The following is a 25,445-nucleotide window of genomic DNA, read 5'->3' on the forward strand; positions in this document are numbered from 1 at the left end:
GTGACCCAGCACCCCCACCCCACGACCTACCCGGTCGCCCAGCTCGAGCGGCGCTTCACCGCGTTCGCCGTCGACCGGCTGCTCGCCTGGTCGCTCCTCGCCCTGGTCGGCGTGGTCACCTACCTCGTCGTGTCCGACGACGTGTGGACCGTGGTCGGCGCGGTCGCCGGCGCCATGGTGCTGCTCTGGCTGGTGCTCGCCGTCGTCCTGGGCGTCAGCGGCACCTCGCCCGGCAAGGCGATGTCCGGGCTCCGCGTGGTCCACCACGGCACCGGGACGCCCATCGGCGTCGGCCCGGCCCTGCTGCGCTCGCTCGTGCTCGGCGTCGCCGGCCTGCCCACCTTCGGCCTCGGCCTCGCCACGCTGGCCTGGACGGCGGTCGAGGACCGCAGCCGCCAGCGCCGCGGCTGGCACGACCACCTGGCGCACACCGTCGTGGTCGACGTACGCCCGGTGACGGAGGTCGCCGACACCGAGGCCGACGAGGGCCCTCGCCACATCGTCAACCTCACCGCGATGCGGCTCGTGCCCGCCCCGCCGGTCGAGGCGGTCCGCACGCCCGAGAGGTCGGAGCACTCCGTGCGCCGCCAGCCGCTCCCCGCCGAGGTGACGACGCCCCCGGCGGGCGCCGTCCCCCCGGCCGCTCCACCCCGCTCGACCCCGCCGCCGGCGCAGCCGCAGCACCAGCCGGGCCCACGCCACGCGGCCCCGCCGCAGGCAGCACCGCCGCAGCAGAGCCCCCCGCAGCAGAGCCCCCCGCAGCAGGCGCCCCCTCAGCAGGCGCCTCCGCAGCACGCCGCGCCGCCGTCCCCCCAGGGCCCGCCCGGCCGGGTGCCTGCCGGCCCGGCGAGGTGGCGGGTGCACTTCGACAACGGCGAGAGCTTCGTCATCGCCGGCCTCGCGCTCGTCGGCCGTCGTCCCGAGGCCCGCAGCGGCGAGCAGGTCGCCCACCTCATCCCGCTCGCGTCCGCGGACATGTCGGTGTCCAAGACCCATGCCCAGTTCGGTCCGGCCGGCGACGGCACGATCGTCGTGATGGACCGCGGCTCGACCAACGGCACGATCCTGGTGCGCCAGGGCATGTCGCGGCAGCTCGCCCCGGGCAAGCCGGCCGCGCTCGTCGACGGCGACAAGGTCGTCTACGGCGACCGCGAGATGGTCATCACCCGCGAGCGCTGACCAGCGCCCGGCCCGCAGGCCCTAGCGGGTCAGCGCGACCGGGACCCGGGTGACCCCGCCCCGAGCGCCGAGCCAGACGAGCTGGCCGTCGTCGAGGCGGCCGGGGGAGCGGGGCCCGCTGACCGTGACGGTGAAGCTCGCCGACTGCCCCGGCGCGAGACGTACGGCGAGGGGGCGGACGCTCACCCGGTGCGAGGTGAAGCCCCGGGCGGTGACCGAGAAGTACTCGGCGCGGCGGCCGATGTTGGTCACCCGGCGGACCGCCGTGGTCTGCCGGGCCGACAGCAGCAGCGAGCTGGTGTTGAGGTCGGCCAGGGTGTGGGTGCGCAGCGCGCGGCGCCACGCGGCGGGGTCGACGTCGAGCGCGAGGTGGGCGATGGGGGCGCGACCCGGCAGGGCGCCCGAGCCCTGCTCGAGGGAGGACGAGCCCGGGACGGGCCGGGCGGACGTGACGACGAGGGACCGCACGACCGCCGCGGAGCGGTCCGGGTCCTCGCCGAGCACCAGTGCCGCCAGTCCGCTGGCGTGGGCGGTCGCGGCGGAGCTGCCGCTGAAGACGCCCCACCCGCGACCTAGGGAGTCGGGGACCGCGCCGAGGACGGCGTCACCGTCGGCGACGGCGTCGGGCTTGAGCGCTGCACCGCGCGGGTCGCCCGGCGCGCTCCAGGGAGCGGTGCGCCGGGTGCCGGGCTCGCCCTCCACCCGAGCCATCCGCAGCCGGGCGGCCGGGTGTCGCGCCACCCACTGGCTGAGCCGGCGACCGGCGTCGGCGGCGAGGTGGACCGTCGGGACGGTGTGGAAGTCGGCCGTCACGCCGCCGGGGCGCTGGTTGACGAGCACCATGGCTCGTCCGCCGGCCTGGGCGACGGACTCGGACTTGTCGATGCGGCCGATCCCGCCGCGGTGGCAGATGACGATCCGGTCGGCGACCCGCCGGGAGTCGAGCGCCCCCTGCCGGCACTGGGTGGCGACGCGACGGGGGACACCCGGCGCCGCAGCGTCCTGGGCCCGGACGGCCCGGCCGCGCACGTCGACCGGCCGACCACCGCCGGTCCACGACTGCCCGCCGGGCACCGTGATCCGACCTCGCGACATCCGCCCGACGGCGGCGCCGACCGTGGTGACCCACGGGCTCGCGTGGGCGGCGTACGACGCGTCGGCGGCGCTGCCGGCGGCACCCATCACCACGACGTCGGCCTCCGCGGCGCCGAGCAGGGCGCGCTGCAGCGTGTCGACGCCCTCGCCGCCGGCGAGGGCCAGGGTGAGCACGTCCACACCGTCGGCGACGGCGGCGTCGACGGCGGAGACCACGTCGGCCGTCGAGCAGCCGTCGTCAGCGGGGTCGGGTGCGCCCCAGCACGCCTTGTAGGCGGCGATGCGCGCCTGCGGCGCGACGCCGCCGAACCGGCCCGCGTCACGGCCGTCGACGCGCACGCTCACGCCGGCGTTGCCGGCGGCGACCGACGAGACCTGGGTGCCGTGGCCGAGGACGTCGAGGGGCGACAGCGCCTCTGACGAGCGGACCCGGTCCGCGCCGAAGCCGTCGACGAACCACCGGGCGCCCACGACCTTGCGCGTGCAGTCCTCGGCCGTCCAGCCCTCACCCTCGGCGCACGAGCCCGCGAACCCCTGCGGATCGGCGCCGAGTCCGGGCACCACCGCGAAGGCGGGGGACTGCGGGGCGATCCCGGAGTCGACGACGCCGATGACCACGCCGGCGCCGCCGCGCAGCCTCGGGCTGGCCGCGGCGCCGTCGACGGCGGCCGTGGCCGGGCGGGCCGCCAGCGGGCGCACCGTGTCGGCCTCGATGGCGGCGATGCCCGGCTGGTCGTCGAGGACGGCGACCTGCTCCTCGGTGAGCGGGGCCGCGAACCCGTTGAGGGCCGTCGTCCAGCGGTAGACGGGCTCGCCGGCCCCGATCGCGGCGAGGGCGGCGTCCTGGCGGGCGAGGAGCTCCGGTGCGTCCGCGCGGCCGGCGGCGGTGCCCGCGCCCTGGAGCGTGACGAGGGTCAACGGCTGCGCGGGGGCGGGGCCCGACGGGGCGCCGTCGGCACGGGCGGTGGTCGCCGCGGCCAGGGTGGGGACACCGAGCGCGAGCGCGAGCGCACCGGTCCCGAGCATCCGTCCCACCCGTCGTGCCGGCACCGCGCCCGTCCTCTCCGCTGGTCTGCTGGTCATCGGTCGTCCCACGAGTCTTGCATGGTCCCAGCAGCCTCGCCCCCCGATCAAACGCGGGACGGCAGAACCCGTTGGTCGGGCGCTGGGAGCGCCGCCTATTCTGTGCCAGCGCGCGTGGATCCACGCCGCGTCCGGCGGAGCTGAGTGGAGTGGACCGTGCCCAGTGGCAAGGTGAAGTGGTTCGACGCGGAGAAGGGCTTCGGCTTCCTGTCCCAGGACGACGGACCGGACGTCTACGTCCACTCCGACGCGCTTCCCGAGGGGATCGCCACGCTCAAGGCGGGCACGAAGGTCGAGTTCGGCATCGCCCAGGGCCGCCGCGGCGACCAGGCGCTGCAGGTGCGCGTGCTCGACGCGCCCGCCTCGGTCAGCCGCAACCAGCGCAACGCCCAGCGCAAGCAGCCCGAGGCGATGGTCACCATCGTCGAGGACCTCATCAAGATGCTCGAGGGCGTCGAGGAGACCTACCGCCGCGGCCGACACCCCGAGCGCGCGGCCGCGCGGGGCACCGCCAAGGTGTTGCGCGCCCTCGCAGACGAGCTGGAGGTCTAGCCCGGTCCCTGGCCCGCGCCCGTCGGTGGGCGTACGTCGTCGTGCCGCACGGGCGTCGGTGCGCTCCGCTGCGGTCGGCGGACCAGGACGAAGGTCGCCCACAGGCCCAGCACGCCGGCGGCGATGCCGAGCCCGAGCTGGGGCATGAGCGGCATGGCGATGCCGATGAAGCCGCCGATCACCCACGCCAGTTGCAGCGTGGTGTCGGAGCGGGCGAAGGCGCTGGCCTGGATGCGGCTCGGCACGTCGCGCTGGATCGTGGAGTCGAGCGACAGCTTGGCCAGCGACTGCGCCAGGCCGGCGGTCAGCCCGAGCAGCACGAGGGTGAGCAGTCCGTAGAACAGCGCGGCCAGCAGGGCGACCGCCGCGTCGGCGACCAGGGCCAGCACGACGGTCACCGACGGGTTGAGCCGTTGGAGCAGCGACCCGATGGCGATCCCGAGCGTGTTGCCGAAGCCGGCCGCGCCGATGACCAGCGCGAGCAGGAGCTCGGGGGCGTAGTCGCCGATGGGGTTGTCGCGCAGGAGGAACGCCATGAACATCGTCAGGAAGCCGGACAGCCACCGCGGTCCGCAGTTGGCGCGCAGGGCGAAGGCGACGGCCGAGGGGATGCGGGTGCGGGGTCGCCGGCCGGTGCCGGCGTCCTCGCTCTCGCCCGTCAGCGTGAGCTCGCCCTCGCCCTGGCTGGCGTCGACCTTCTCGGGCAGGCGGATCGCCCAGATGGTGGCGAGCACGAAGACGACGAACGCGTAGCGCAGCGACCACTCGGGACCGAACGTCGAGGCGACGAAGGCCAGCGGCGCCGAGATGCCCGCCCCCACGATGCCGGCGAGCGAAACCCGGGCGTTGGCCTTGACCAGGGTGAGGTCAGGCGGCAGCAGCCGCGGCACGGCGGCCGCGCGCGTGACGCCGTAGGCCTTCGACGCAACCAGCACGCCCAGCGCTGCGGGGAACAGCCAGCCCGACTCGGTCACGACCGCGGTCGCCAGGACCCAGCAGAGGAAGCCGCGCGTGGCCATCGTCGCGCCGACGGCCCAGCGACGACCGTGGCTGAACCGGTCGAGGAACGGGCCGATGAGGGGCGCCACGATCGCGAACGGCAGCATCGTGAGGCCGAGGAAGAGCGCCACCTGGCCGCGTGCCTCGCCGGTCGGCACCTGGAAGAACAGCGTGCCGGCCAGCGAGATCGCCACCGCGGCGTCGCCGGCCGCGTTGAAGGCGTGCAGCTCGATCAGCCGGGACAACCCGGAGTCACCGGCTCCCTCGGCCCGTGCGGCCCGACGCGCCTGGGACACCGCGAACTGGCCCGCCGTGCCCGCTCCGCGCCCGGCCACCTTCGCGCCCCGGCCGGCGGCCCGCACCCCGCGTGCGGCGCCCGACAGCGAGCGGCGTACGGCTCCCGAGCGGGGCGGCGAGGACTGCTCCCGACGCGGCCCCGGGGCGGGGTCGGGGCGGTCGGAAGTCACGGGCACCATCTTGGCGTACCGACCCGACAGCGCGGAGGAGGACGCGGAGGAGGACGCGGACGAGGACGTGAAGGCGGTGATGGGGGAGGACGTCCGCGACGCTCCGGCACGCGGCCCGGCAGGACAGGAGTGGTGGGCGTTTGCCACAATGCCCACGTGATCGCTCTCCCCACCCGTGCCGGCAAGCCGGACTCGACCCTCGCCAAGGCCGTCGACCTGGCGCGCAGTGTCGTGCTCGAGCTCGCCGACGCGTCCGAGGTGGGCGACCACCTCGGTGCGCACGCCGAGGGCGAGCGCCTCGTCACCCACCACTTCGCGTGCCTCAGCGCCGGCTACCCGGGCTGGTACTGGTTGGTGACCCTGACCCGCGCCAAGCGCGGCAAGGACCTCACGGTCAACGAGGTCGTGCTGCTGCCCGGCGACGACGCGATCGTCGCTCCCGCGTGGGTGCCCTACAAGGAGCGCCTCCAGCCCGGTGACCTGTCGCCCGGCGACCTGCTCCCCGTCGAGGACGAGGACGCGCGGCTGGTGCCGACCTACCTCGTCGGCGACGACCCGCTGGACACGCCGCTCGACGGCGACGCCCGGGCGCAGGTGCGCCGCGTGGCCGAGGACCTCGGCCTCGGTCGGGTCCGCACGCTGAGCCGCGAGGGCATCGACATGGCCGCCGAGCGCTGGTACGCCGGTCCCGGCGGTCCCGAGTCACCCCTGGCGAAGAGCGCCCCGGACACCTGCTGGTCGTGCGGCTTCCTGGTGCGCCTCAACGGCTCGCTCTCCGAGCGGTTCGGCGTCTGCGCCAACGGCAACGCCAACGACGACGGCCGGGTGGTCACCTTCGACCACGGCTGCGGGGCGCACTCCGAGGTCAAGCTCGCGCGCAAGCAGCAGCCGCTGCCCATGCCGGACCACGTCTTCGACACCCTCACCGACGACGAGATCGAGCAGCTCTGAGGCGCGCGGGCTCAGTCCCGCGCCAGCACCCAGACGGCGTACTCGTCGTTGGGCTCGTGCAGCTCGTAGCTGCCGAACCGGTGCACCACCCGGAGCCCGGCCGCGGCCACGTCGGCGACGAACTCGTCCGGCGGGTAGGTCCGGCTCCCGGTCTTCACCGCGCTGAGGTGGAAGCCGGCGAGCACCCGGCCGCCGGGCGCCAGGAGGTCGCGCAGCCGAGCCAGGACCGCACGCTCGGTGCCCTCGCCGAGGTAGATGAACACGTTGCCGACCACGACCACGAGGTCGAAGCCGCCGACCTGCTCGGGGTCGAGCGCCAGCGCCTCGTGGGGGAGCACCTCGAGACCGGCGTACGTCGCCTGCGACTGCGCGCGCAGCTCCGGGTCGGGCTCCGTCGCGACGACGTCGTGCCCGCGCGCGGCCAGGGCGGCGGCGACCCGTCCCATGCCCGAGCCGACGTCGAGGATCCGCGCTCCCCGCGGCACGAGGGCGTCGGCCAGCCGGGCCTCGCCGTCGACGTCGTCGCCGCGCGCCACCCGCTCGGCGAAGTGCTCGCCGTAGCCGCGGTTGCCCTCGCCGGCCAGCTCCCAGCGGGTGGGCGTCGGGCTCATCGGCCGGCCTGCTGGAGCGCGCGCTCCTTGCGGCGGCGGCGGCAGTACTCCAGGCCGCACAGCCCGAGGCCGAAGCCGGCCAGGCAGGTCCAGAGCCACCACGTCCGGCCGTTGTCCTGCAGCGTGCCCCAGAAGGGGAGCAGGCCGAGGAAGGCCAGCAGCCACAGCGCGGTGCCGACCTCGGTGGTGCGGACCCCGTCGACGTCGAGCGGCTCGACCTGCGCGACGACGTAGGTGCGGTTGCCGATCTCGTGCTGCGTCGGCTGCTCGTCGCCCAGGTCCACGCGGTCACGCTACACGCGCGACACGGGCGGAAACACGGGCGTAGCACGCTTCTGCCACACTGCCGTCCCGTGACCGACGAGACCAAGACGGCAGAGCAGTCCCCCAGGGCCACGGGCCTCGACGGGTTCTTCGAGATCACCGAGCGCGGGTCCACCGTGGGCCGGGAGGTGCGCGGGGGTGTCGTGACCTTCCTGACGATGGCCTACATCGTCGTGCTCAACCCGCTCATCCTGGGCTTCGTGCCGGACTCGACCGGCGCCTTCCTCGGCGGCGGCACCGGCGACGGCTCCAACCTGCCGGTGATCGCCGCCGGCACGGCACTGGTGGCGGGCGTGCTCACGATCCTGATGGGGTCGGTCGCCAACTTCCCGCTCGCGCTGGCCACCGGGCTCGGCCTCAACGCGTTCGTGGCCAACGCGATCGCCACCCGGTCCACGTGGGCCGACGCGATGGGGCTCATCGTGCTCGAGGGCATCATCATCCTGGTCCTGGTGCTGACCGGGTTCCGCAAGGCCGTCTTCCACGCCGTCCCGCAGCAGCTCAAGATCGCCATCTCGGTCGGCATCGGCCTCTTCATCGCGCTCATCGGCTTCGTCGACGCGGGCTTCGTCACCCGGATCCCCGACGCCGCCCTCACGACCGTCCCGGTGCAGCTCGGCAGCGGCGGCACGCTCACCGGCTGGCCGGTCCTCGTCTTCGCCGTCGGCGTCGTCCTCATCATCGCGCTGTGGGTGCGCCACGTGCGCGGCGCGATCCTCATCTCCATCGTCGCGACCGCCGTCCTCGCGTTCGTCATCCAGGCCGTGCTCGACCTCGGCTCGGTGGCCGAGGAGGGCCCGGGCAACTGGTCGCTCAACGTCCCCGAGCTCAACGGCGTCGTCGACGTGCCCGACTTCGGCACCCTCGGCGAGTTCTCCCTCTTCGGGGCGTTCTCCTCCGTCGGCGTGCTCGCCGCGCTGCTGCTCGCGTTCACGCTGCTGCTGGCCGACTTCTTCGACACGATGGGCACGATGACCGCCATCGGCGCGGAGGCCGGGCTCAACGACGAGGAGGGGATCCCGCCCCACGCCCAGCGCATCCTCATCGTCGACTCGGTCGCCGCGATGGCCGGTGGCGCCGCGGGCGTCTCGTCCAACACCTCCTACATCGAGTCCGCCTCCGGCGTCGGCGAGGGCGCCCGTACGGGCCTGGCGTCGGTCGTGACCGGGCTGCTGTTCCTGCTGAGCACCTTCTTCGCGCCGATCGTCGAGGCGATCCCCTCCGAGGCCGCGGTCCCCGCGCTGGTGCTGGTCGGCTTCCTGATGATGCAGCAGGTCAAGGGCATCGCCTGGGACGACCTCGAGATCGCCATCCCGGCGTTCCTCACGATCGTGCTGATGCCCTTCACCTACTCCATCTCGGTCGGCATCGGCGCCGGCTTCCTGGCGTACGTCCTCATCAAGGTCGTGGTCGGCAAGGCCCGCGAGGTGCACCCGCTCATGTGGCTCGTCGCGGCGCTCTTCGTCGTCTACTTCGCGATCGACCCGATCACCTCCTGGCTCACCTGAGGGTTCGGTCTGGCCGTCGTCGTCGTGCAGGAGTCCCCGCCCAGGGAGTCGGCGGGCCGGCCCCCGTGGTTTCCCCGCATATGCGGGGAAACCGGAACTTCCAGGGGTGTACACACCCCCAGAAGTTCGGACCTGCCTCGAGATGTCCACGGCCGGGTGCGCCGGCGACCCGTCAGGCGGCGCCCAGGGTGGCGGCAGATCGTCCCCGTACGTCGCCCGCGCTGCGATGTGCCGCCACCACGAGGCGCGAGCCGAAGAGCCGACGCACCCCGAGCGGCAGGCCCCGCCTCGCACCACCGCCGGAATAGTTAGCACAGGTAATGAGTTATGCTAACGACATGCCGACCAGAGACCTCCGCTCCGACGCCGGGCTCGCCTCCGAGCTCCGCGCAGGTGTCATGCGCCTGCGCCGCCGACTGGTCTCCGAGCGGCACCCCGACAACGACCTGAGCATCCCGCAGATGGTCGTGCTCGGGTTGCTGGTCCGCCTCGGCGACCAGAGCATCGGCGAGCTGGCCCGCGCCGAGCGCGTGCAGCCGCCGTCGATGACCCGGACGGTCAACTGCCTGGAGGCCGACGGCTACGTCGTGCGCCGGCCCCACGAGAGCGACGGCCGCCAGGTCGTCGTCACCCTCACCGACGCCGGCCGGGCGGCGGTGCTGGCCGACCGCCAGCGTCGTGACGCCTGGCTCTCCCAGCAGCTCGCGCGGCTCACCCCCGCCGAGCGCGCCACCCTCCGCGAGGCGGCCCCGATCCTGGCCCGCCTCGCGATGACCGACTGACCTGCTGACCCCACCACCGACTGAGGAGTCACCACGAGTCCCACCTTCCGCTCCCTGGCCAACGCCAACTACCGCCGCTACGCCGCCGGCGGTGTCGTCTCCAACACCGGCACCTGGATGCAGCGCGTCGCGCAGGACTGGTTGGTGCTCGAGCTCGCCGTCGGGTCCGGCGCCACGGCGCTGGGCATCACGACCGGGCTCCAGTTCCTGCCGTTCCTGCTGCTGACCCCGATCGCCGGCCTCGTCGCCGACCGCATGCCCAAGCAGCGGCTGCTCCAGCTGACCAACCTCGGCATGGCGCTGCCCGCCGCCGTGCTCGGCGTCCTCGCCGTCACTGGCACCGCCGAGGTCTGGCACGTCTACCTGCTGGCCCTCCTGCTCGGCGCCGCGTCGGCCTTCGACGCCCCGGCCCGCCAGTCCTTCGTGTCCGAGCTCGTCGACCCCGGTGACCTCACCAACGCGGTGGGCCTCAACTCCGCCAGCTTCAACGCCGCCCGCCTCGTCGGCCCCGGCCTCGCCGGCGTGCTCATCGCCGCGTTCGGCGGGGGAGCGGCCGCGACCGGCTGGGTCATCCTCTTCAACGCGGTGTCGTACGCCGCCCCGATCTGGTCGCTGCGCCACCTCGACGTCAGCCGCATCGACGCCGCGGCGCCCGCCGACCGGGGGCCCGGCGCCATCAAGGAGGGCGTCGCCTACGTCCGGGCCCGCCCCGACCTGCTCCTCGTCCTGAGCATGGTGTTCTTCGCCGGCACGTTCGGCCTGAACTTCCAGATCACCTCGGCGCTGATGGCCACCGAGGTCTTCGGCAAGGGGCCCGAGGAGTTCGGCCTGCTCGGCACCTTCTTGGCCGTCGGCTCGCTGACGGGGGCGCTGCTGGCCGCCCGCCGCGCCCAGGTCCGGCACCGGCTGGTCGTCGGCTCCGCCCTGGCCTTCGGCACGACCGTGGTGCTGGCCGGGCTGATGCCGTCCTACCTGACCTTCGCGCTGCTCGCGCCGGTCACCGGCCTCACGGCGCTCACCTTCATCACCGCGGCCAACACCTACATGCAGCTGCACACCGACGCCGGTGTGCGCGGGCGGGTGATGGCGCTCTACCTGATGATCTTCATGGGCGGCACCCCGGTGGGCGCGCCCATCATCGGCTGGATCGGCCAGGAGTACGGCGCGCGCTGGACGCTGATCGGCGGCGGGCTCATGACGATCGCGGGGGTTGCGTTGTCTGCGATCATGTACCTGAGGCTCGAACGGGCGCGTCGGGAGCGGGTCGTCGAGGCCGGCCGACCGGCCGCGGAGAGGGCGTCCGCGGCGTTTTGACCCTGCCGTGGCGCCCGAGTAGCCTCGTTCCTTGTGTGTCTGGCTCGTCCAGACCCATGCGCATGCACGGACGGCGCCCATTCGCAGGGCGCAGGCCCGGGGCGCAGCACCCCACGCACTCGCAACAGGCACACCGCAGCAACGCACGACCCCGAGTCCGGCACCGCGCCGGGCCGTGACGAGAAGACAGAGAGAGGGAACCGCCCGGTGCCCACCATCAACCAGCTGGTCCGCAAGGGCCGCCAGGACAAGGTGTCGAAGAACAAGACGCCTGCCCTGAAGGGATCCCCGCAGCGCCGTGGCGTCTGCACCCGCGTCTACACCACCACCCCGAAGAAGCCGAACTCCGCCCTCCGCAAGGTCGCCCGCGTGCGCCTGAGCAGTGGCGTCGAGGTCACCGCCTACATCCCGGGTGTCGGTCACAACCTGCAGGAGCACTCGATCGTGCTCGTCCGCGGCGGCCGTGTGAAGGACCTTCCCGGCGTCCGCTACAAGATCATCCGCGGCTCGCTCGACACCCAGGGTGTCAAGAACCGCAAGCAGGCCCGCAGCCGCTACGGCGCGAAGAAGGAGAAGTAATGCCTCGCAAGGGTCCCGCTCCCAAGCGCCCCCTCGTCGTCGACCCGGTCTACGGCTCGCAGCTGGTCACCCAGCTCGTCAGCAAGGTCCTCCAGGACGGCAAGAAGGCCGTGGCGCAGCGCATCGTCTACACCGCCCTCGAGGGTTGCCGCGACAAGACCGGCACCGACCCCGTCGTCACGCTCAAGCGCGCGATGGACAACGTCAAGCCGGCCATCGAGGTCAAGTCCCGCCGCGTCGGCGGCGCGACCTACCAGGTCCCCGTCGAGGTCAAGGCCAACCGCTCCACCACGCTGGCCCTGCGCTGGCTCGTGGGCTATGCCGCCGACCGTCGCGAGAAGACCATGGCCGAGCGCCTCATGAACGAGATCCTCGACGCGAGCAATGGCCTCGGTGCCGCTGTGAAGAAGCGCGAGGACACCCACAAGATGGCCGAGTCCAACAAGGCCTTCGCCCACTACCGCTGGTGATCGCGGAGGGCCGTACGACCCGCACTGCGCGGCGTACGGCCCTCCACCCCACCACCCCACCAACTCCGAGGGACTGAGACACAGACGTGGCCGTCGACATCACCACCGACCTCAACCAGGTCCGCAACATCGGCATCATGGCGCACATCGACGCCGGCAAGACCACCACCACCGAGCGCATCCTCTTCTACACCGGCATCACCTACAAGATCGGTGAGGTCCACGAGGGCGCGGCCACCATGGACTGGATGGAGCAGGAGCAGGAGCGCGGCATCACGATCACGTCCGCCGCGACGACCTGCTGGTGGAAGAAGCACCAGATCAACATCATCGACACCCCCGGTCACGTCGACTTCACCGTCGAGGTCGAGCGCTCGCTGCGCGTCCTCGACGGGGCCGTCGCGGTGTTCGACGGCGTCGCCGGTGTCGAGCCCCAGTCCCAGACCGTGTGGCGCCAGGCCAACAAGTACGCCGTGCCGCGCATGTGCTTCGTCAACAAGCTCGACCGCACCGGTGCCGACTTCTACAAGGTCGTCGACTCCATCGTCGAGCGCCTGCACGCGACCCCCCTCGTGCTGCAGCTGCCCATCGGTGCCGAGTCCGACTTCATCGGCGTCGTCGACCTCGTCGAGATGCACGCCAAGGTGTGGCGCGGCGAGACCGAGATGGGTGAGGACTACACGGTCGAGGAGATCCCGGCCGACCTCGCCGACAAGGCCGCCGAGTACCGCGAGAAGCTCGTCGAGACCCTCGCCGAGGCCGACGACGACATCATGGAGGTCTACCTCGAGGACGGCGACGTCTTCGACGTGCCGACCCTCAAGGCCGCCATCCGCCGCGCGACGCTGGCCGACAAGCTCAACCCGATCCTCACCGGCACCGCCTTCAAGAACAAGGGCGTGCAGCCCCTGCTCGACGCGGTCGTCGACTACCTCCCCTCGCCGCTGGACGTCGACGCCATCGTCGGCCACAAGCCCAACGACGAGGACACCGAGATCCTGCGCCAGCCGAGCGACGCGGAGCCCTTCTCGGGCCTGGCGTTCAAGATCGCCTCGGACCCGCACCTCGGCAAGCTGATCTACGTCCGCGTCTACTCCGGCAAGCTGGAGGCCGGCTCGACCGTGGTCAACTCGGTCAACGGCCGCAAGGAGCGGATCGGCAAGGTCTACCAGATGCACGCCAACAAGCGTGAGGAGATCGCGTCGGTCGGCGCCGGCCAGATCGTGGCGGTCATGGGCCTCAAGGACACCAAGACCGGCCACACGCTGTCGGACCCGCAGAACCAGGTCGTGCTCGAGTCGATGACGTTCCCGGCCCCGGTGATCGAGGTCGCGATCGAGCCCAAGACCAAGAGCGACCAGGAGAAGCTCGGCACCGCGATCCAGCGGCTCACCGAGGAGGACCCGACCTTCACCGTCAAGACCGACGAGGAGACCGGCCAGACCATCATCGCCGGCATGGGCGAGCTCCACCTCGAGGTCTTCGTCGACCGGATGAAGCGCGAGTTCAAGGTCGAGGCCACCGTCGGCAAGCCGCAGGTCGCCTACCGCGAGACCATCCGCCGCAAGGTGGAGAACCACTCCTACACGCACAAGAAGCAGACCGGTGGTTCGGGTCAGTTCGCGAAGGTCGTCATCACGATCGAGCCCAACATCAACCCCGAGACCGGCACCGGTGCGGGCTACGAGTTCGTCAACGCCGTCACCGGTGGTCGCATCCCGCGGGAGTACATCCCCTCGGTCGACCAGGGCGCCCAGGAGGCGCTGCAGTTCGGTGTGCGGGCCGGCTTCCCGATGGTCGACGTCAAGGTCACCCTCGAGGACGGCGCCTACCACGACGTGGACTCCTCCGAGCTCGCGTTCAAGATCGCCGGCATCCAGGCCTTCAAGGAGGCTGCGCAGCGCGCGCAGGCCGTCCTCCTCGAGCCGATGTTCGCCGTCGAGGTCACCACGCCGGAGAGCTTCCTCGGCACCGTGATCGGCGACATCAACTCCCGCCGGGGCCAGATCCAGGCACAGGAGGAGCGTCACGGCGACCTGGTCGTCAACGCCCTCGTGCCGCTGTCAGAGATGTTCGGGTACGTTGGCGACCTGAGGTCCAAGACCTCTGGTCAGGCGTCGTACTCGATGGAGTTCGACTCGTACGCCGAGGTTCCGACGAACATCGCCGACGAGATCGTGAAGAAGGTCCGCGGCGAGTAGTTCGCCCCGGATCCTCGGCACCAGCACCACCCCACACCCACGAGTCAAGTAACAACAATCAGGAGGAGCCCCAGTGGCTAAGGCGAAGTTCGAGCGGACCAAGCCGCACGTCAACATCGGCACCATCGGTCACATCGACCACGGCAAGACGACGCTGACCGCGGCGATCACCAAGGTGCTGCACGACAAGTACCCGGACCTCAACGAGGCTTCGGCGTTCGACCAGATCGACAAGGCTCCCGAGGAGCGTCAGCGCGGCATCACGATCTCGATCGCGCACGTCGAGTACCAGACCGAGGTGCGCCACTACGCGCACGTCGACTGCCCCGGTCACGCCGACTACATCAAGAACATGATCACCGGCGCGGCGCAGATGGACGGCGCGATCCTCGTGGTCGCCGCCACCGACGGCCCCATGCCGCAGACCCGCGAGCACGTGCTGCTCGCCCGCCAGGTCGGCGTCCCCGCCCTGGTCGTGGCGCTCAACAAGTGCGACATGGTCGACGACGAGGAGCTCATCGAGCTCGTCGAGATGGAGGTGCGCGAGCTCCTCTCCGAGTACGAGTTCCCGGGCGACGACATCCCCGTGGTCCGCGTTGCCGCCTTCCCGGCGCTGCAGGGCGACGCCAAGTGGGGCGACTCGGTCGCCGAGCTCATGCAGGCCGTGGACGACTACATCCCGACCCCGGAGCGCGAGACTGACAAGCCCTTCCTCATGCCCGTCGAGGACGTCTTCACGATCACCGGTCGTGGCACCGTCATCACCGGTCGCATCGAGCGCGGCATCGTCAAGGTCAACGAGGAGGTCGAGATCATCGGCATCCGCGAGGGCTCGCAGAAGAGCACCGTCACCGGTGTCGAGATGTTCCGCAAGCTCCTCGACGAGGGCCAGGCCGGCGAGAACGTCGGTCTGCTCCTCCGTGGCACGAAGCGCGAGGACGTCGAGCGCGGCATGGTCGTGATCAAGCCGGGCACGACCACCCCGCACACCAACTTCGAGGCTTCGGTCTACATCCTCAGCAAGGACGAGGGCGGCCGTCACACGCCGTTCTTCAACAACTACCGCCCGCAGTTCTACTTCCGTACGACTGACGTGACCGGTGTTGTGACCCTGCCCGAGGGCACCGAGATGGTCATGCCGGGTGACAACACCGAGATGTCGGTGGAGCTCATCCAGCCCATCGCGATGGACGAGGGCCTGCGCTTCGCCATCCGCGAGGGTGGCCGCACGGTCGGCGCCGGCCGCGTCGTCAAGATCACCAAGTGATCACCGCCGGTCGCTGACCGGCACCCGCAGCACACCGAGACCCCGTCTCCCGTGAGGGAGGCGGGGTCTCGTGCGTCCGGCACCGTCGGCCACGGCAGGATGGGGCCATGGGGTTCACGAGGGCGGAGCTGGAGTCGTTCCGCGACGTCGAGGTGCCCGACCTGCTCCCCGCCCCCGGTGAGCCGCTGCGACTGCTCTTCGTCGGCATCAACCCGGGACTGTGGACGGCCGCCACGCAGACGCACTTCGCCCACCCGGGCAACCGCTTCTACCCGGCGCTGCTGCGCGCCGGCATCCTCGACGTGCCGGTCGACCAGGCCGCGGGCATGACCGAGGACGACCGTGACGCGCTCCGCCGACGCGGGATCGGGATCACGAACCTCGTCGCGCGCGCCACCGCCCGCGCCGACGAGCTCACCGCCGAGGAGCTGCGCGTCGGCGGCGAGCGGCTGCGGTCCCTCGTGGCGGAGCGAAGCCCACGGGTCGTGGCGGTCGCCGGGGTCACCGCCTACCGCACCGCCTTCGGCGAGCGCCGGGCGCAGGTCGGGGAGCAGCCGCGCTGGGGCACGTCGCAGGTCTTCGTGCTGCCCAACCCGTCGGGCCTCAACGCGCACGAGACGGTCGGGACGCTGGCGACGGCGTACGCCGTGGCGGCGCGCGCCGCCGGCGTGATCGCGACCCCGGCGCCGTGACGCGGCGGACCGGTCAGCCCATGTCGACGCCCTCGAAGTCCTCGGGCGTGTAGTCGCGTCGCTCGACCAGCACCATCCAGTTGCCGGAGTTGTCGCGCATCAGCGCCTCGACGCCGTACGGGCGCTCCTCGGGCTCCTGGAGGAACTCCACGCCCTTGGCCCGGAGGTCCTCGTACGTCGCGCGGCAGTCGTCGACGTCCATGCCGATGCCGGGCAGCCCGCCCTCGTCCTGGGCGCGGTTCATCGCCTCGATGAGGTAGTCGGGGAGGGGGCCGCTCGGGGTGGTGAGGTGGAGGTGCACCTCGGGCTGCTTGGGGTGGTGGACGGTGCACCACCGGAAGTCGGGGCCGAGCTGGAGGTCGTCGCCGACCTCGAAGCCGAGGACGTCGGTGTAGAAGGCGAGGGACTCGTCGATGTCCTTCACCCAGACGGACAGGAGGGAGATGTTGGTGATCATGCCCCGAGCCTAGGAAGGGTCGGCGTCGTCCGGCTTCTCCTGCGTTGCGGAGCGCTCGACGAGCCCGGCCATGAACACGAAGCACCCGGGGATGCGGGGGTTGCCGCTGGCGGCGTACCTGCGCTGGAACGCGCTGGGGCTCTCGCCGACGATCTCGCGGAAGGTCGAGCTGAACGACCCGAGGCTGCTGTAGCCGACGGCGTGGCACACCTCGGTCACGGTGAGGTTCGCGGCGCGGAGCAGGTCCTGGGCGCGCTCGACGCGGCGCTGGGCCAGGTAGGCGGCCGGGGTGGTGCGGTAGGTCAGGGCGAACGAGCGCAGGAAGTGGAACCGGCTCATGCCCGCGAGGCTCGCGAGGTGGTCGAGGTCGAACGGCTCCGCGAAGTGCCGGTCGAGGTGGTCCCGCGCGAGGCGCAGGTGGATCAGCACGTCACCGGGGACGCGGCGCACCCCGCTCATCCGAGGAGCGCCTCCACGGCCCCGCGGAACACCGAGGTGTGGACGTCCACGTCGGCCTCGGTGTGGTAGGGGGAGAAGAGCGACATGTTGTGGAAGGGCGCGAGCAGCACCCCGCGGTTGACCGTCCAGAGGTGGAAGAACGCGTCGAGCTCCTCGTCGACCGCGGCGGCCGCCTCGGCGCCGGCCCTCGGCGGCGGGCAGAACCAGTACTCCGCGCGGCACCCGAGGCGCTGGACGTGCCAGGGCAGGTCGTGGGTGTCGATGACCTGCCGGATGCCGTCGGTGAAGCGCTCCGCGAGCGGGATGGCGACGTCGAAGTCCTCCTGGCGCAGCGCCGTGGACAGCGTCGCCCGCACGGCCGCCATGGCCAGCGCCGAGCCCGACAGCGTCCCGCCCACGCCGGCCACGTCGATGTCGTGGCCCAGCATCGGTCCCTCGAGGCGCTCGGCGACCTCGGCGCTCATGCCGTAGGCCGCGACCGGGATCCCGCCGCCGATCGGCTTGCCGATGACGACGAGGTCGGGCTCGAGGTCCCACGCCGCCGTGGCGCCGCCGGGACCGGCGCAGATGGTGTGGGTCTCGTCGTTGACGAGCAGGACGCCGTGCCGGCGGGTGACCTCCCGCACACCGGCCAGGTAGCCCTCCTCGGGCAGGACGATGCCGATGTTGGTGAGCGCCGGCTCCATCAGCAGGCAGGCGACGTCGCCCTCGGCCAGTCGCGCGTCGAGCGCGTCGAGGTCGTTGAACGGCACCACCGCGGTGGTCACGGCGACGTCGACCTGCGGTCCCAGGGCGCCGGGCCGGGCGACGACCCGGTCGCCCGCGCGGCCGTGCTCCAGGACGGCCAGCGTCTCGTCGACGGTGCCGTGGTAGCACCAGTCCATCACCGCGATGCGCGGCCGGCCGGTGAGGTGCCGCGCGAAGCGGAGGACGAAGCGGTTGGCGTCGGTGGCCGTCATCGCCATCTGCCAGCGGGGCAGCCCGAATCGCCGGCTCAGCTCGGCAGCGACCCAGGCGGCGTCCGCGGAGGGCAGCATCGTGGTGATGCCGCGCTCGGTGCGCTCACGCACGGCCTCGGCGACCGCGGGCAGGCAGTGCCCGGTCATCGACCCGGTGTCACCGAGGCAGAGGTCGACGTGGTCGATGCCGTCCACGTCGGTGAAGCGGCCGCCGCCGGCCGACTCGACGAACAGCGGGAACGACCCGGGCCACCGGGTCATCCACGGCATCGGCACCCCGGCGAGCAGGTGCTCGCCCGCCTCGGCGGCCAGTCGCGCCGAGGTGGGGTGGAGCTCGACGAACCGCTCCTCCTCCTCGGCGTGCAGGGCGGCGAGCCGGGTCCGGTCGATGCCGGTCACAGGGCGCTGCCGACGTACTTGGTCTCGAGGTACTCCTCGATCCCCTCGAAGCCGCCCTCGCGCCCGAAGCCGGAGTGCTTCACGCCGCCGAACGGCGCGGCGGGGTTGGAGACGATGCCGGTGTTGACGCCCACCATGCCGAACTCCAGCGCCTCGCTGACCCGCAGCACCCGCGCGTGGTCGCGGGTGAAGACGTAGGCCACGAGGCCGTACTCGGTGTCGTTGGCGCGGCGCAGGGCCTCCTCCTCGTCGCGGAACGTCGACACGGGCGCCACGGGACCGAAGATCTCCTCGCGGAAGACGCGCGCCGAGGCGGGTACGTCGACCAGCACCGTGGGCGGGTAGAACCAGCCGGGACCCTCGGGGACGGCGCCGCCGACCAGCGCCCGGGCGCCGATGGTCACCGCCTCGTCGACGAGCTCGTGGACGCCGGCGCGGGCCTTCTCGGTGATGAGCGGCCCGACGTCGACCCCGGCCTCGGTGCCGTCGCCGACCGTGAGGGCGCCCATCCGCTCGGCCAGCCGGCGGGAGAACTCCTCTGCCACCGACTCGTGCACCAGGAATCGGTTGGCCGACGTGCACGCCTCGCCGATGTTGCGCATCTTCGCGAGCATGGCGCCGTCGACGGCGGCGTCGAGGTCGGCGTCCTCGAAGACCACGAACGGGGCGTTGCCGCCCAGCTCCATGGAGACGCGGAGCAGCTGCTCGGAGGCCTGGCCGACGAGCACCTTGCCGACACCGGTCGAGCCGGTGAAGGTGAGCTTGCGCAGCCGCGGGTCGCGGATGATCGGCTCGCACACGCCGCCGGAGTCGGTGGTGGTGACGACGTTGAGGACGCCGGCCGGCAGGCCGACCTCCTCCAGCAGCGCCGCCAGGGCGAGCATCGTCAGCGGCGTCTCACCGGCCGGCTTGACGACCATCGTGCAGCCGGCGGCGATGGCGGGGCCGATCTTGCGGGTGCCCATCGCCAGCGGGAAGTTCCACGGCGTGATCATCAGCGTGGGACCGACCGGTGCCTTCATCGTGATGAGGCGGGTGGCGCCCGACGGCGCCTCGGAGTAGCGCCCGTGGATACGCACCGCCTCCTCCGAGAACCACCGGAAGAACTCGGCGCCGTAGGTCACCTCGCCGCGCGCCTCGGCGAGGGTCTTGCCCATCTCGAGCGTCATCAACCGGGCGAAGTCGTCGGCGCGCTCGGTGAGCAGCTCGAAGGCGCTGCGCAGGACCTCGCCCCGGGCGCGGGGCTCGGTGGCCCGCCACTCCCGCTGGGCGTCGGCCGCTGCTGCGAGCGCCCGCTCGCCGTCGGCCGGCGTGGCGTCCGCGACGCGCGCCAGCACCCGCTCGTCGGCGGGGTTGGTCACCTCGAAGGTGCCACCTCCGGTGGCGTCGACCCACGCGCCGCCGATGAGCAGCCGGGTGGGCACCTTCTCGACCACGGTCTCGTCGTGGTCAGGGCGGTCAGTCACGGGAGCCATCCCTCCACCCTGCCACCGTCCGTCCCACCGCGCCCCGGCCCCTCACCGTGCGTCCTGCTCGAGGGACGCCTCGAAGGCGGCCTCGAAGATGTCGAGGCCCTCGGCGAGCAGGTCGTCGCCGATCGCGAGGGGCGGCAGGAAGCGGAAGACGTTGCCGAAGGTGCCGCAGGTCAGGGTGACCAGGCCCTCGGCGGAGCAGGCCCGGTGCACGGCGCCGGCCAGCGCCGCGTCGGGCGTACGACCGGGGCCGTCGGCGACCAGCTCGACCGCCAGCATGGCGCCGCGGCCGCGGATGTCGCCGACCCGGTCGGGGTGCCGCTGGGCGAGCGCGCGCAGGCGCGGCAGGAAGGCCGCCTCGACCTCGCGCGCCCGACCGGGCAGGTCGGAGGCCTCCATCGTCTCGATGGCCGCGAGGGCGGCGGCGCACGCCACCGGGTTGCCGCCGTAGGTCCCGCCGAGGCCGCCGACGTGGACGGAGTCCATCACCTCGGCCCGGCCGGTGACGGCGGCGAGCGGGAGCCCGCCCGCCATGCCCTTGGCCGTCGTGAGGAGGTCCGGCACGACGTCCTCGTGGTCGCAGGCGAACCAGTCGCCGGTGCGCGCGAAGCCGGTCTGGATCTCGTCGGCGATGAGCAGGACGTCGTGCTCGCGGCACCAGTCGGCGACCCGGCGCAGCCAGCCCGGCGGCGGGACGATGAACCCGCCCTCGCCCTGGATCGGCTCGATGAGGACGGCCGCGCAGTTGTCCTCGCCCACCTGCGCGTGCACGGTCGACACGAAGGCGTCGAACGCCTCGTCGGCGCACGCCTCGGCGCCGCCCGGCCAGCGGTAGGGGTAGGCCATGGGGGCGCGGTAGATCTCGCCGGCGAACGGCCCGAAGCCGTGCTTGTAGGGCATGTTCTTCGCCGTCAGCGCCATCGTGAGGTTCGTCCGCCCGTGGTAGGCGTGGTCGAAGACGACGATCGCGTCGCGGCCGGTGTGGTGGCGCGCGACCTTCACCGCGTTCTCCACCGCCTCGGCGCCGGAGTTGAACAGGGCGGAGCGCTTCTCGTGCCCGCCGGGGGTGAGCTCGGCGAGCTTCTCGCAGACCGCGACGTACTCCTCGTAGGGAGTCACCATGAAGCAGGTGTGCGTGAAGTCGGCGACCTGGCGCTGGACGGCCTCGACCACCCGCGGGGCGGCGTTGCCGACCGTGGTGACCGCGATGCCGGAGCCGAAGTCGATCAGCTGGTTGCCGTCGACGTCGCGGAGGATGCCGCCGCCCGCCTGCTCGACGTAGACCGGGAGCGTGGTGCCGACGCCGGCAGAGACGCTCGCCAGCTTGCGGGCCTGCAGCGCCTGCGAGCGGGGGCCGGGGATCTCGGTGGCGAGGATGCGTTCCTGCGAGAGCGTCATGCCCGCTCCTCCATCGCCCACGCGGACCCGTAGCCCTCGGGCTTCGGGGCGGACAGCAGGTCGAGGAAGGGCTGGGGTGCCAGCGCCTCGGGACCGAGGACCCCGGTGCCCTTCCACGTGCCGTCGGACAGCAGCTCGAGGGCGACCACCGGGTTGATCGCGGTCTGCCAGACCACGCACTGGGCGCCGTAGTCGCGCATCGAGTCGGCGTTGTCGACCACGTGGTAGAGGTAGGTCGAGCGCGGCGCGCCGTCCTTGCCGGTGCCGGTGACGAGCACCCCGGCGCAGGTCTTGCCCTCCATGCGGGGACCGATCGTCGCCGGGTCGGGCAGGCACGCGGCGACCACGTCGCGCGGCGAGACCTGGACGCCCTTGACCGTCACCGGCTCGGTGGAGTCGAGGCCCAGCGTGTGGAGCGTGCGCAGGATGGCGATCATCTCCTCGCCCAGGCCGTACTTGAACGTCACGCGGTCGGCCTCGAGCCACCGCGGCATGAGGAGCACCTCCTCGTGCTCGACGTGCACGCACTCCACGGGGCCGATCCCCTCGGGGAAGTCGAAGACCTCCGGCTCGGAGAAGGGCGGCAGCACCGAGAACCCGGCCTCGAGGTCGCCGCCGCCCCGGGCCCGCTCCCACACCACGGGAGGGTTGAGGCACTCCTCGATGATCGTCCACATCGAGAAGCCCGGGGCGAAGACCTCGTTGCCGTCGTCGTCGCGGATCACCAGGTTGGCGCCGTCGCGCGTGCCGAGCTCGTCGATGTGGTCGAACAGCTCGTCGGCGGCGTAGCGGGCCAGCACGTCGGACAGGCCGGGCTCGACCCCGATCCCGAGCAGGGCCAGCCTCCCGGCCGACTCCCACTCGCCCGCGCGCGCGAACTGCTCGTCGCCGAGCTTGACCCCGACCTTCTCGAAGGGCGCGTCGGGGTCGCGCACGGACAAGCTCATCGCCATGTCGAGGTAGTCGGCGTCCGCGGCGAGGGCGCCGGTGAAGATCGGCATCACGAAGCGCGGGTCGACGGCGTTGAGGACGTGCGTGGCACCGACCTCCCGGGCCAGCGCGGTGACCGCCCCGGCGTCGGAGGCGTCCACCTGCGCCGCGGTGAAGCGCTGCTCGCCCGTACGCCGCTCGCGGGCCGCCGCGACCGTGCGCTCGGCGCGCGACGGGTCGTGGTCGGCGACCACCCACGCCTCGAAGAAGTCGCGCTCGACCGCGATCCGGGCGGCGGCGTCACCGACACCACCCGCTCCGATCATCAGCACCCGCATCGGCTCCGGCATCTCACTCCTCGACTCGGTTCTTGTACCTGGACGCCCGCACGGATCCCACGGCCTGCGCGCCGACGACGAGCAGGACGGCGAGCACGAACATGGAGAAGCCGATGACGTTGGCCTCGGCCGGGATGCCGCGACGGGAGGCGACGTAGACGAACTTGGGGAAGGTGTTCTCGTTGCCCGAGACGAAGTTCGTGATGATGAAGTCGTCGAACGACAGGGAGAACGCGAGCATGGCCGCGCCCAGGATCCCGGGCAGGATCAGCGGGAAGGTGATCTTCCAGAAGGTCTGCATCGGGCTGGCGTAGAGGTCCTGGGCGGCCTCCTCGATGCGCGGGTCCAGCGACTGGATCCGGGCCTTCACCGTGACCACCACGAAGCTCAGGCAGAACATGATGTGGGCGAACACGATCGTGCCGAAGCCCAGGTCGACCCCGATGTTGGCGAAGCCCTGCACGAAGATCGTCAGCAGGGCGGCGCCCATCACGATCTCGGGGGTGGCCATCGGCACGAAGATCAGCACGTTGCTGGCCGCCTTGCCGCGGAACCGGTAGCGGACCATCGCCAGTGCCATCAGCGTCCCGAGGACCGTGGCCACGAACGTGGAGATCGCACCGACCTGCAGCGAGGTCACCAGCGACTCGCAGGCCCCGGGGACCCCGCACGGGTCCTTCCAGTGCTCGAGCGTGAAGCCCTGCCACACGATGTTGGTCTTGCCGTGGTCGTTGAAGGAGAACGCGAACGTGTAGGCCACCGGAAGGAACAGGTAGAGCAGCACCAGGACCGCCGCGATGACCGCGAAGTGGTTGGCCAGCCACAGCTGCGCGCGCTTCGCCGCCGACGGGCGGTAGGCGGGGGAGTCCGCCGGAGGTGTGGGGGTCGTCCGGGACGTCGTCATCGTCGCCACCTCACACCAGCTCCTCGGTGCCGAAGCGGCGGACGTAGAGGAAGACCATGACGAGGATCGCCGCCATCAACGTGAACGACAGCGCCGCCGCGACGGGGTAGCCGCCCGGGATGGCGAGGAACTGGTCGTTGATGACGTTGCCCACCATCTTCCCGCGCTGGGGGCCGAGGAGCTCCATGTTGACGAAGTCGCCGGCCGCCGGGATGAAGGTCAGCAGCGTCCCGGCCAGCACGCCCGGCATCGACATCGGCAGCGTCACGGTGCGGAAGGTCGTGAAGCCGTTGGCGTAGAGGTCCCCGCCGGCCTCGATGACGCGCGGGTCCGCGCGCTCCAGGGAGGCGTAGATCGGCAGCACCATGAACGGGAGGAAGTTGTAGGTCAGGCCGGCCACCACCGCGAACGGGGTGTTGATGATGTTGCCGCCGGGCAGCAGGTGCAGGAAGTTGAGGATCCCGGCCACCCAGCCCTCGTCGGCGAGGATCTGCGACCACGCGAAGGTGCGCAGGATGAACGAGGTGAAGAACGGCGCGATGACGCAGATCATCATCAGGTTGCGCCAGCGGCCGGCCTTGAACGCCATGGCGTAGGCGAGCGGGTAGGCGACCACGAACGCGAGCAGGGTCGCCAGGCCGGCGTAGAGGAACGACCGGGCGAAGTGCGGGGCGTAGTCGGTCAGCGCCCTGAGGTAGTTCTCGAAGTTCAGGTCGCGGTAGTAGTAGCCCGGGAAGCCGGGGTAGCGGCTCTGTAGGCTCACCGAGGCCAGCTGCACCAGCGGCAGCACGAAGAAGACGCCGAGCCACAGTGCCCCCGGCAGCAGGAGGAGGTACGCCGTCCAGCTGCGCCGGGTCGTCTCCGGCGCCGGCGCGGCCGGGTCCGGCGACCGGCCGACCGACGGGTCGCCCGCGACGTGGGCCAGCGCGCTCACGCGAGCTCCCGGGCGGTGCTCATGCGTCCTCCACCGGGACGCCGAACGCGTGGCCCGGGTTCCAGGTCAGCCAGACCTCGTCGCCCGGCCGGAGGTCGATCGGGTCGACGTCGAGGTTCTGCTCGTAGCAGCTCCAGGTGGTGCCGCTGGGCATGTCGACGAGGTAGCTGGTCGCCACGCCGAGGAAGGACACGTCGCGCACGACGCCCTTGACGTCGTTGCCGACGCCCTCGGGCTGCTTGCGCGAGACGGTCACCTTCTCCGGACGCACCCCGAAGAGCACGTCGCCGCCCTGCACCTGCGAGCGCGACGCGAGGATCTTGACCTTGGTGCCGAGGACGTCGGCGACGAGGTGGTCGCCGTCGGTGTCCTCCACGGTCCCCACCCCGGTGTTGGCCTGGCCGAGGAAGTTGGCGACGAAGCGGGTGCGCGGCAGGTCGTACAGCTGCTCCGGCGGGCCGAGCTGCTCGATGTGGCCCCGGTTCATCACCGCGACCGTGTCGGCCATGGTCATGGCCTCCTCCTGGTCGTGGGTGACGTGGATGAAGGTGAGCCCGACCTCGGTCTGGATGCGCTTGAGCTCCACCTGCATCTCGCGGCGCAGCTTGAGGTCGAGCGCGCCGAGGGGCTCGTCGAGCAGCAGCACCTCGGGGTGGTTCACCAGCGCCCGGGCCAGCGCGACCCGCTGCTGCTGGCCGCCGGACAGCTGCGCCGGCTTGCGCCCGGCGAACTGCGTCATCTGCACGAGCTCGAGCGCCTCGGCCGCGCGCGTGGTGGCGTCCTTGTCCTTGCGCCGCTTGGGACCGAAGGCGACGTTGTCGCGGATGGTCAGGTGCGGGAAGAGCGCGTAGGACTGGAACACCGTGTTGACCGGACGCTCGTAGGGTCGCGAGCCGGTGAGGTCGGTGTCGCCGATCAGCACCCGGCCGGCGGTGGGCTGCTCGAGCCCGGCGACCATCCGCAGGGTGGTCGTCTTGCCGCAGCCCGAGGGGCCGAGCAACGCGAAGAAGGACCCCCGGGGGACCTGCAGGTCGATGTCGTCGACGGCGGTGAAGTCGCCGAAGCTCTTGGTGACGCTCTCGAGGCGGAGGTCGCCGCGCGCCTCCCGGAATCCGGCCATG

At 72.1% G+C, this 25,445-nt stretch carries 24 protein-coding genes; 11 read left to right on the forward strand and 13 right to left on the reverse strand.

The window, feature by feature from the left end:
• A complete protein-coding gene (locus HN031_RS11010; RefSeq protein ID WP_172269825.1) occupies nt 1–1,179 on the forward strand; it encodes an RDD family protein in 1,179 nt (392 codons plus the stop codon).
• Nucleotides 1,180–1,200: 21 nt separating this feature from the next.
• On the opposite strand, the gene HN031_RS11015 is transcribed toward HN031_RS11010, so the two are convergent.
• Nucleotides 1,201–3,357 (reverse strand): S8 family serine peptidase, encoded by a 2,157-nt coding sequence (locus HN031_RS11015; RefSeq protein ID WP_172269827.1) that lies wholly within the window; start codon nt 3,355–3,357, stop codon nt 1,201–1,203.
• 156 nt (nt 3,358–3,513) lie between these two features.
• Between HN031_RS11015 and HN031_RS11020 the strand changes: the two genes are divergently transcribed.
• Nucleotides 3,514–3,909, forward strand: a complete 396-nt coding sequence (locus tag HN031_RS11020; RefSeq protein WP_172269829.1) for a cold-shock protein — start codon at nt 3,514–3,516, stop codon at nt 3,907–3,909.
• On the opposite strand, the gene HN031_RS11025 is transcribed toward HN031_RS11020, so the two are convergent.
• Complete coding sequence (locus HN031_RS11025; RefSeq protein WP_367650732.1) at nt 3,906–5,375, reverse strand: MFS transporter; 1,470 nt, start codon at nt 5,373–5,375, stop codon at nt 3,906–3,908. The two genes, HN031_RS11020 and HN031_RS11025, sit on opposite strands and share 4 nt — an antisense overlap.
• Nucleotides 5,376–5,534: 159 nt before the next feature.
• Between HN031_RS11025 and HN031_RS11030 the strand changes: the two genes are divergently transcribed.
• Complete coding sequence (locus HN031_RS11030; RefSeq protein WP_172271614.1) at nt 5,535–6,326, forward strand: DUF3027 domain-containing protein; 792 nt, start codon at nt 5,535–5,537, stop codon at nt 6,324–6,326.
• A gap of 11 nt (nt 6,327–6,337) precedes the next feature.
• Here HN031_RS11030 and HN031_RS11035 read toward each other — a convergent pair whose 3' ends face one another.
• Nucleotides 6,338–6,937 (reverse strand): bifunctional 2-polyprenyl-6-hydroxyphenol methylase/3-demethylubiquinol 3-O-methyltransferase UbiG, encoded by a 600-nt coding sequence (locus HN031_RS11035; protein ID WP_172269831.1) that lies wholly within the window; start codon nt 6,935–6,937, stop codon nt 6,338–6,340.
• Nucleotides 6,934–7,221, reverse strand: a complete 288-nt coding sequence (locus tag HN031_RS11040; protein ID WP_322424904.1) for a DUF2530 domain-containing protein — start codon at nt 7,219–7,221, stop codon at nt 6,934–6,936. The genes HN031_RS11035 and HN031_RS11040 overlap by 4 nt, the downstream gene beginning before the upstream one ends.
• A gap of 69 nt (nt 7,222–7,290) precedes the next feature.
• Here HN031_RS11040 and HN031_RS11045 point away from each other — a divergent pair, with 69 nt between their 5' ends.
• The 8 genes from HN031_RS11045 to HN031_RS11080 all read left to right on the forward strand — a co-directional run bounded on the left by HN031_RS11045 (nt 7,291) and on the right by HN031_RS11080 (nt 16,074).
• Nucleotides 7,291–8,769 (forward strand): NCS2 family permease, encoded by a 1,479-nt coding sequence (locus HN031_RS11045; protein WP_172269833.1) that lies wholly within the window; start codon nt 7,291–7,293, stop codon nt 8,767–8,769.
• A gap of 338 nt (nt 8,770–9,107) precedes the next feature.
• On the forward strand, nt 9,108–9,551 hold the full coding sequence (locus tag HN031_RS11050) for a MarR family winged helix-turn-helix transcriptional regulator (protein WP_253943052.1): 444 nt from the start codon (nt 9,108–9,110) through the stop codon (nt 9,549–9,551).
• Nucleotides 9,552–9,605: 54 nt separating this feature from the next.
• On the forward strand, nt 9,606–10,865 hold the full coding sequence (locus HN031_RS11055; RefSeq protein WP_172271618.1) for an MFS transporter: 1,260 nt from the start codon (nt 9,606–9,608) through the stop codon (nt 10,863–10,865).
• A 207-nt stretch (nt 10,866–11,072) separates the two neighbouring features.
• Nucleotides 11,073–11,444 carry a 30S ribosomal protein S12 gene (gene rpsL, locus HN031_RS11060; RefSeq protein ID WP_056906817.1) on the forward strand — a complete coding sequence of 124 codons (372 nt, stop codon included), beginning with the start codon at nt 11,073–11,075 and terminating at the stop codon, nt 11,442–11,444.
• Nucleotides 11,444–11,914, forward strand: a complete 471-nt coding sequence (gene rpsG / locus HN031_RS11065) for a 30S ribosomal protein S7 (protein ID WP_172269837.1) — start codon at nt 11,444–11,446, stop codon at nt 11,912–11,914. The genes rpsL and rpsG overlap by 1 nt, the downstream gene beginning before the upstream one ends.
• An 86-nt stretch (nt 11,915–12,000) precedes the next feature.
• On the forward strand, nt 12,001–14,115 hold the full coding sequence (gene fusA, locus HN031_RS11070) for an elongation factor G (protein WP_172269839.1): 2,115 nt from the start codon (nt 12,001–12,003) through the stop codon (nt 14,113–14,115).
• A gap of 73 nt (nt 14,116–14,188) precedes the next feature.
• Entirely contained in the window at nt 14,189–15,382 is a 1,194-nt protein-coding gene (gene tuf, locus HN031_RS11075; protein ID WP_172269841.1) for an elongation factor Tu, read from the forward strand.
• A 107-nt stretch (nt 15,383–15,489) separates the two neighbouring features.
• Nucleotides 15,490–16,074: a mismatch-specific DNA-glycosylase gene (locus tag HN031_RS11080; protein ID WP_172269843.1), complete on the forward strand. Its 585-nt coding sequence runs from the start codon at nt 15,490–15,492 to the stop codon at nt 16,072–16,074.
• Between the two features lie 13 nt (nt 16,075–16,087).
• Here HN031_RS11080 and HN031_RS11085 read toward each other — a convergent pair whose 3' ends face one another.
• The 9 genes from HN031_RS11085 to HN031_RS11125 are packed head-to-tail and all read right to left on the reverse strand — an operon-like array spanning nt 16,088 to nt 25,444.
• A complete protein-coding gene (locus HN031_RS11085) occupies nt 16,088–16,531 on the reverse strand; it encodes a VOC family protein (protein WP_172269845.1) in 444 nt (147 codons plus the stop codon).
• A gap of 9 nt (nt 16,532–16,540) precedes the next feature.
• The gene (locus HN031_RS11090; protein WP_172269847.1) at nt 16,541–16,990 is read right to left on the reverse strand and encodes a helix-turn-helix domain-containing protein; all 450 of its coding nucleotides are present in this window, start codon (nt 16,988–16,990) and stop codon (nt 16,541–16,543) included.
• Nucleotides 16,987–18,348: a transaminase gene (locus tag HN031_RS11095; protein ID WP_172269849.1), complete on the reverse strand. Its 1,362-nt coding sequence runs from the start codon at nt 18,346–18,348 to the stop codon at nt 16,987–16,989. The genes HN031_RS11090 and HN031_RS11095 overlap by 4 nt, the downstream gene beginning before the upstream one ends.
• A complete protein-coding gene (locus HN031_RS11100) occupies nt 18,345–19,814 on the reverse strand; it encodes an NAD-dependent succinate-semialdehyde dehydrogenase (RefSeq protein ID WP_367650733.1) in 1,470 nt (489 codons plus the stop codon). The genes HN031_RS11095 and HN031_RS11100 overlap by 4 nt, the downstream gene beginning before the upstream one ends.
• A gap of 51 nt (nt 19,815–19,865) precedes the next feature.
• Nucleotides 19,866–21,218 (reverse strand): 4-aminobutyrate--2-oxoglutarate transaminase, encoded by a 1,353-nt coding sequence (gabT, locus tag HN031_RS11105; RefSeq protein ID WP_172269853.1) that lies wholly within the window; start codon nt 21,216–21,218, stop codon nt 19,866–19,868.
• Nucleotides 21,215–22,498: a saccharopine dehydrogenase family protein gene (locus HN031_RS11110; protein WP_253943053.1), complete on the reverse strand. Its 1,284-nt coding sequence runs from the start codon at nt 22,496–22,498 to the stop codon at nt 21,215–21,217. Before HN031_RS11110 ends, gabT begins: the two co-directional genes overlap by 4 nt.
• Nucleotide 22,499: 1 nt before the next feature.
• Nucleotides 22,500–23,390 carry an ABC transporter permease gene (locus HN031_RS11115; protein ID WP_172269855.1) on the reverse strand — a complete coding sequence of 297 codons (891 nt, stop codon included), beginning with the start codon at nt 23,388–23,390 and terminating at the stop codon, nt 22,500–22,502.
• A gap of 10 nt (nt 23,391–23,400) precedes the next feature.
• Entirely contained in the window at nt 23,401–24,324 is a 924-nt protein-coding gene (locus tag HN031_RS11120) for an ABC transporter permease (protein WP_367650734.1), read from the reverse strand.
• A 19-nt stretch (nt 24,325–24,343) separates the two neighbouring features.
• Nucleotides 24,344–25,444, reverse strand: a complete 1,101-nt coding sequence (locus HN031_RS11125; protein ID WP_172269857.1) for an ABC transporter ATP-binding protein — start codon at nt 25,442–25,444, stop codon at nt 24,344–24,346.
• Nucleotide 25,445 lies beyond the last annotated feature (1 nt).

It is taken from the genome of Nocardioides sp. zg-1308 (assembly GCF_013155375.1).
Taxonomy (GTDB): domain Bacteria; phylum Actinomycetota; class Actinomycetes; order Propionibacteriales; family Nocardioidaceae; genus Nocardioides; species Nocardioides renjunii.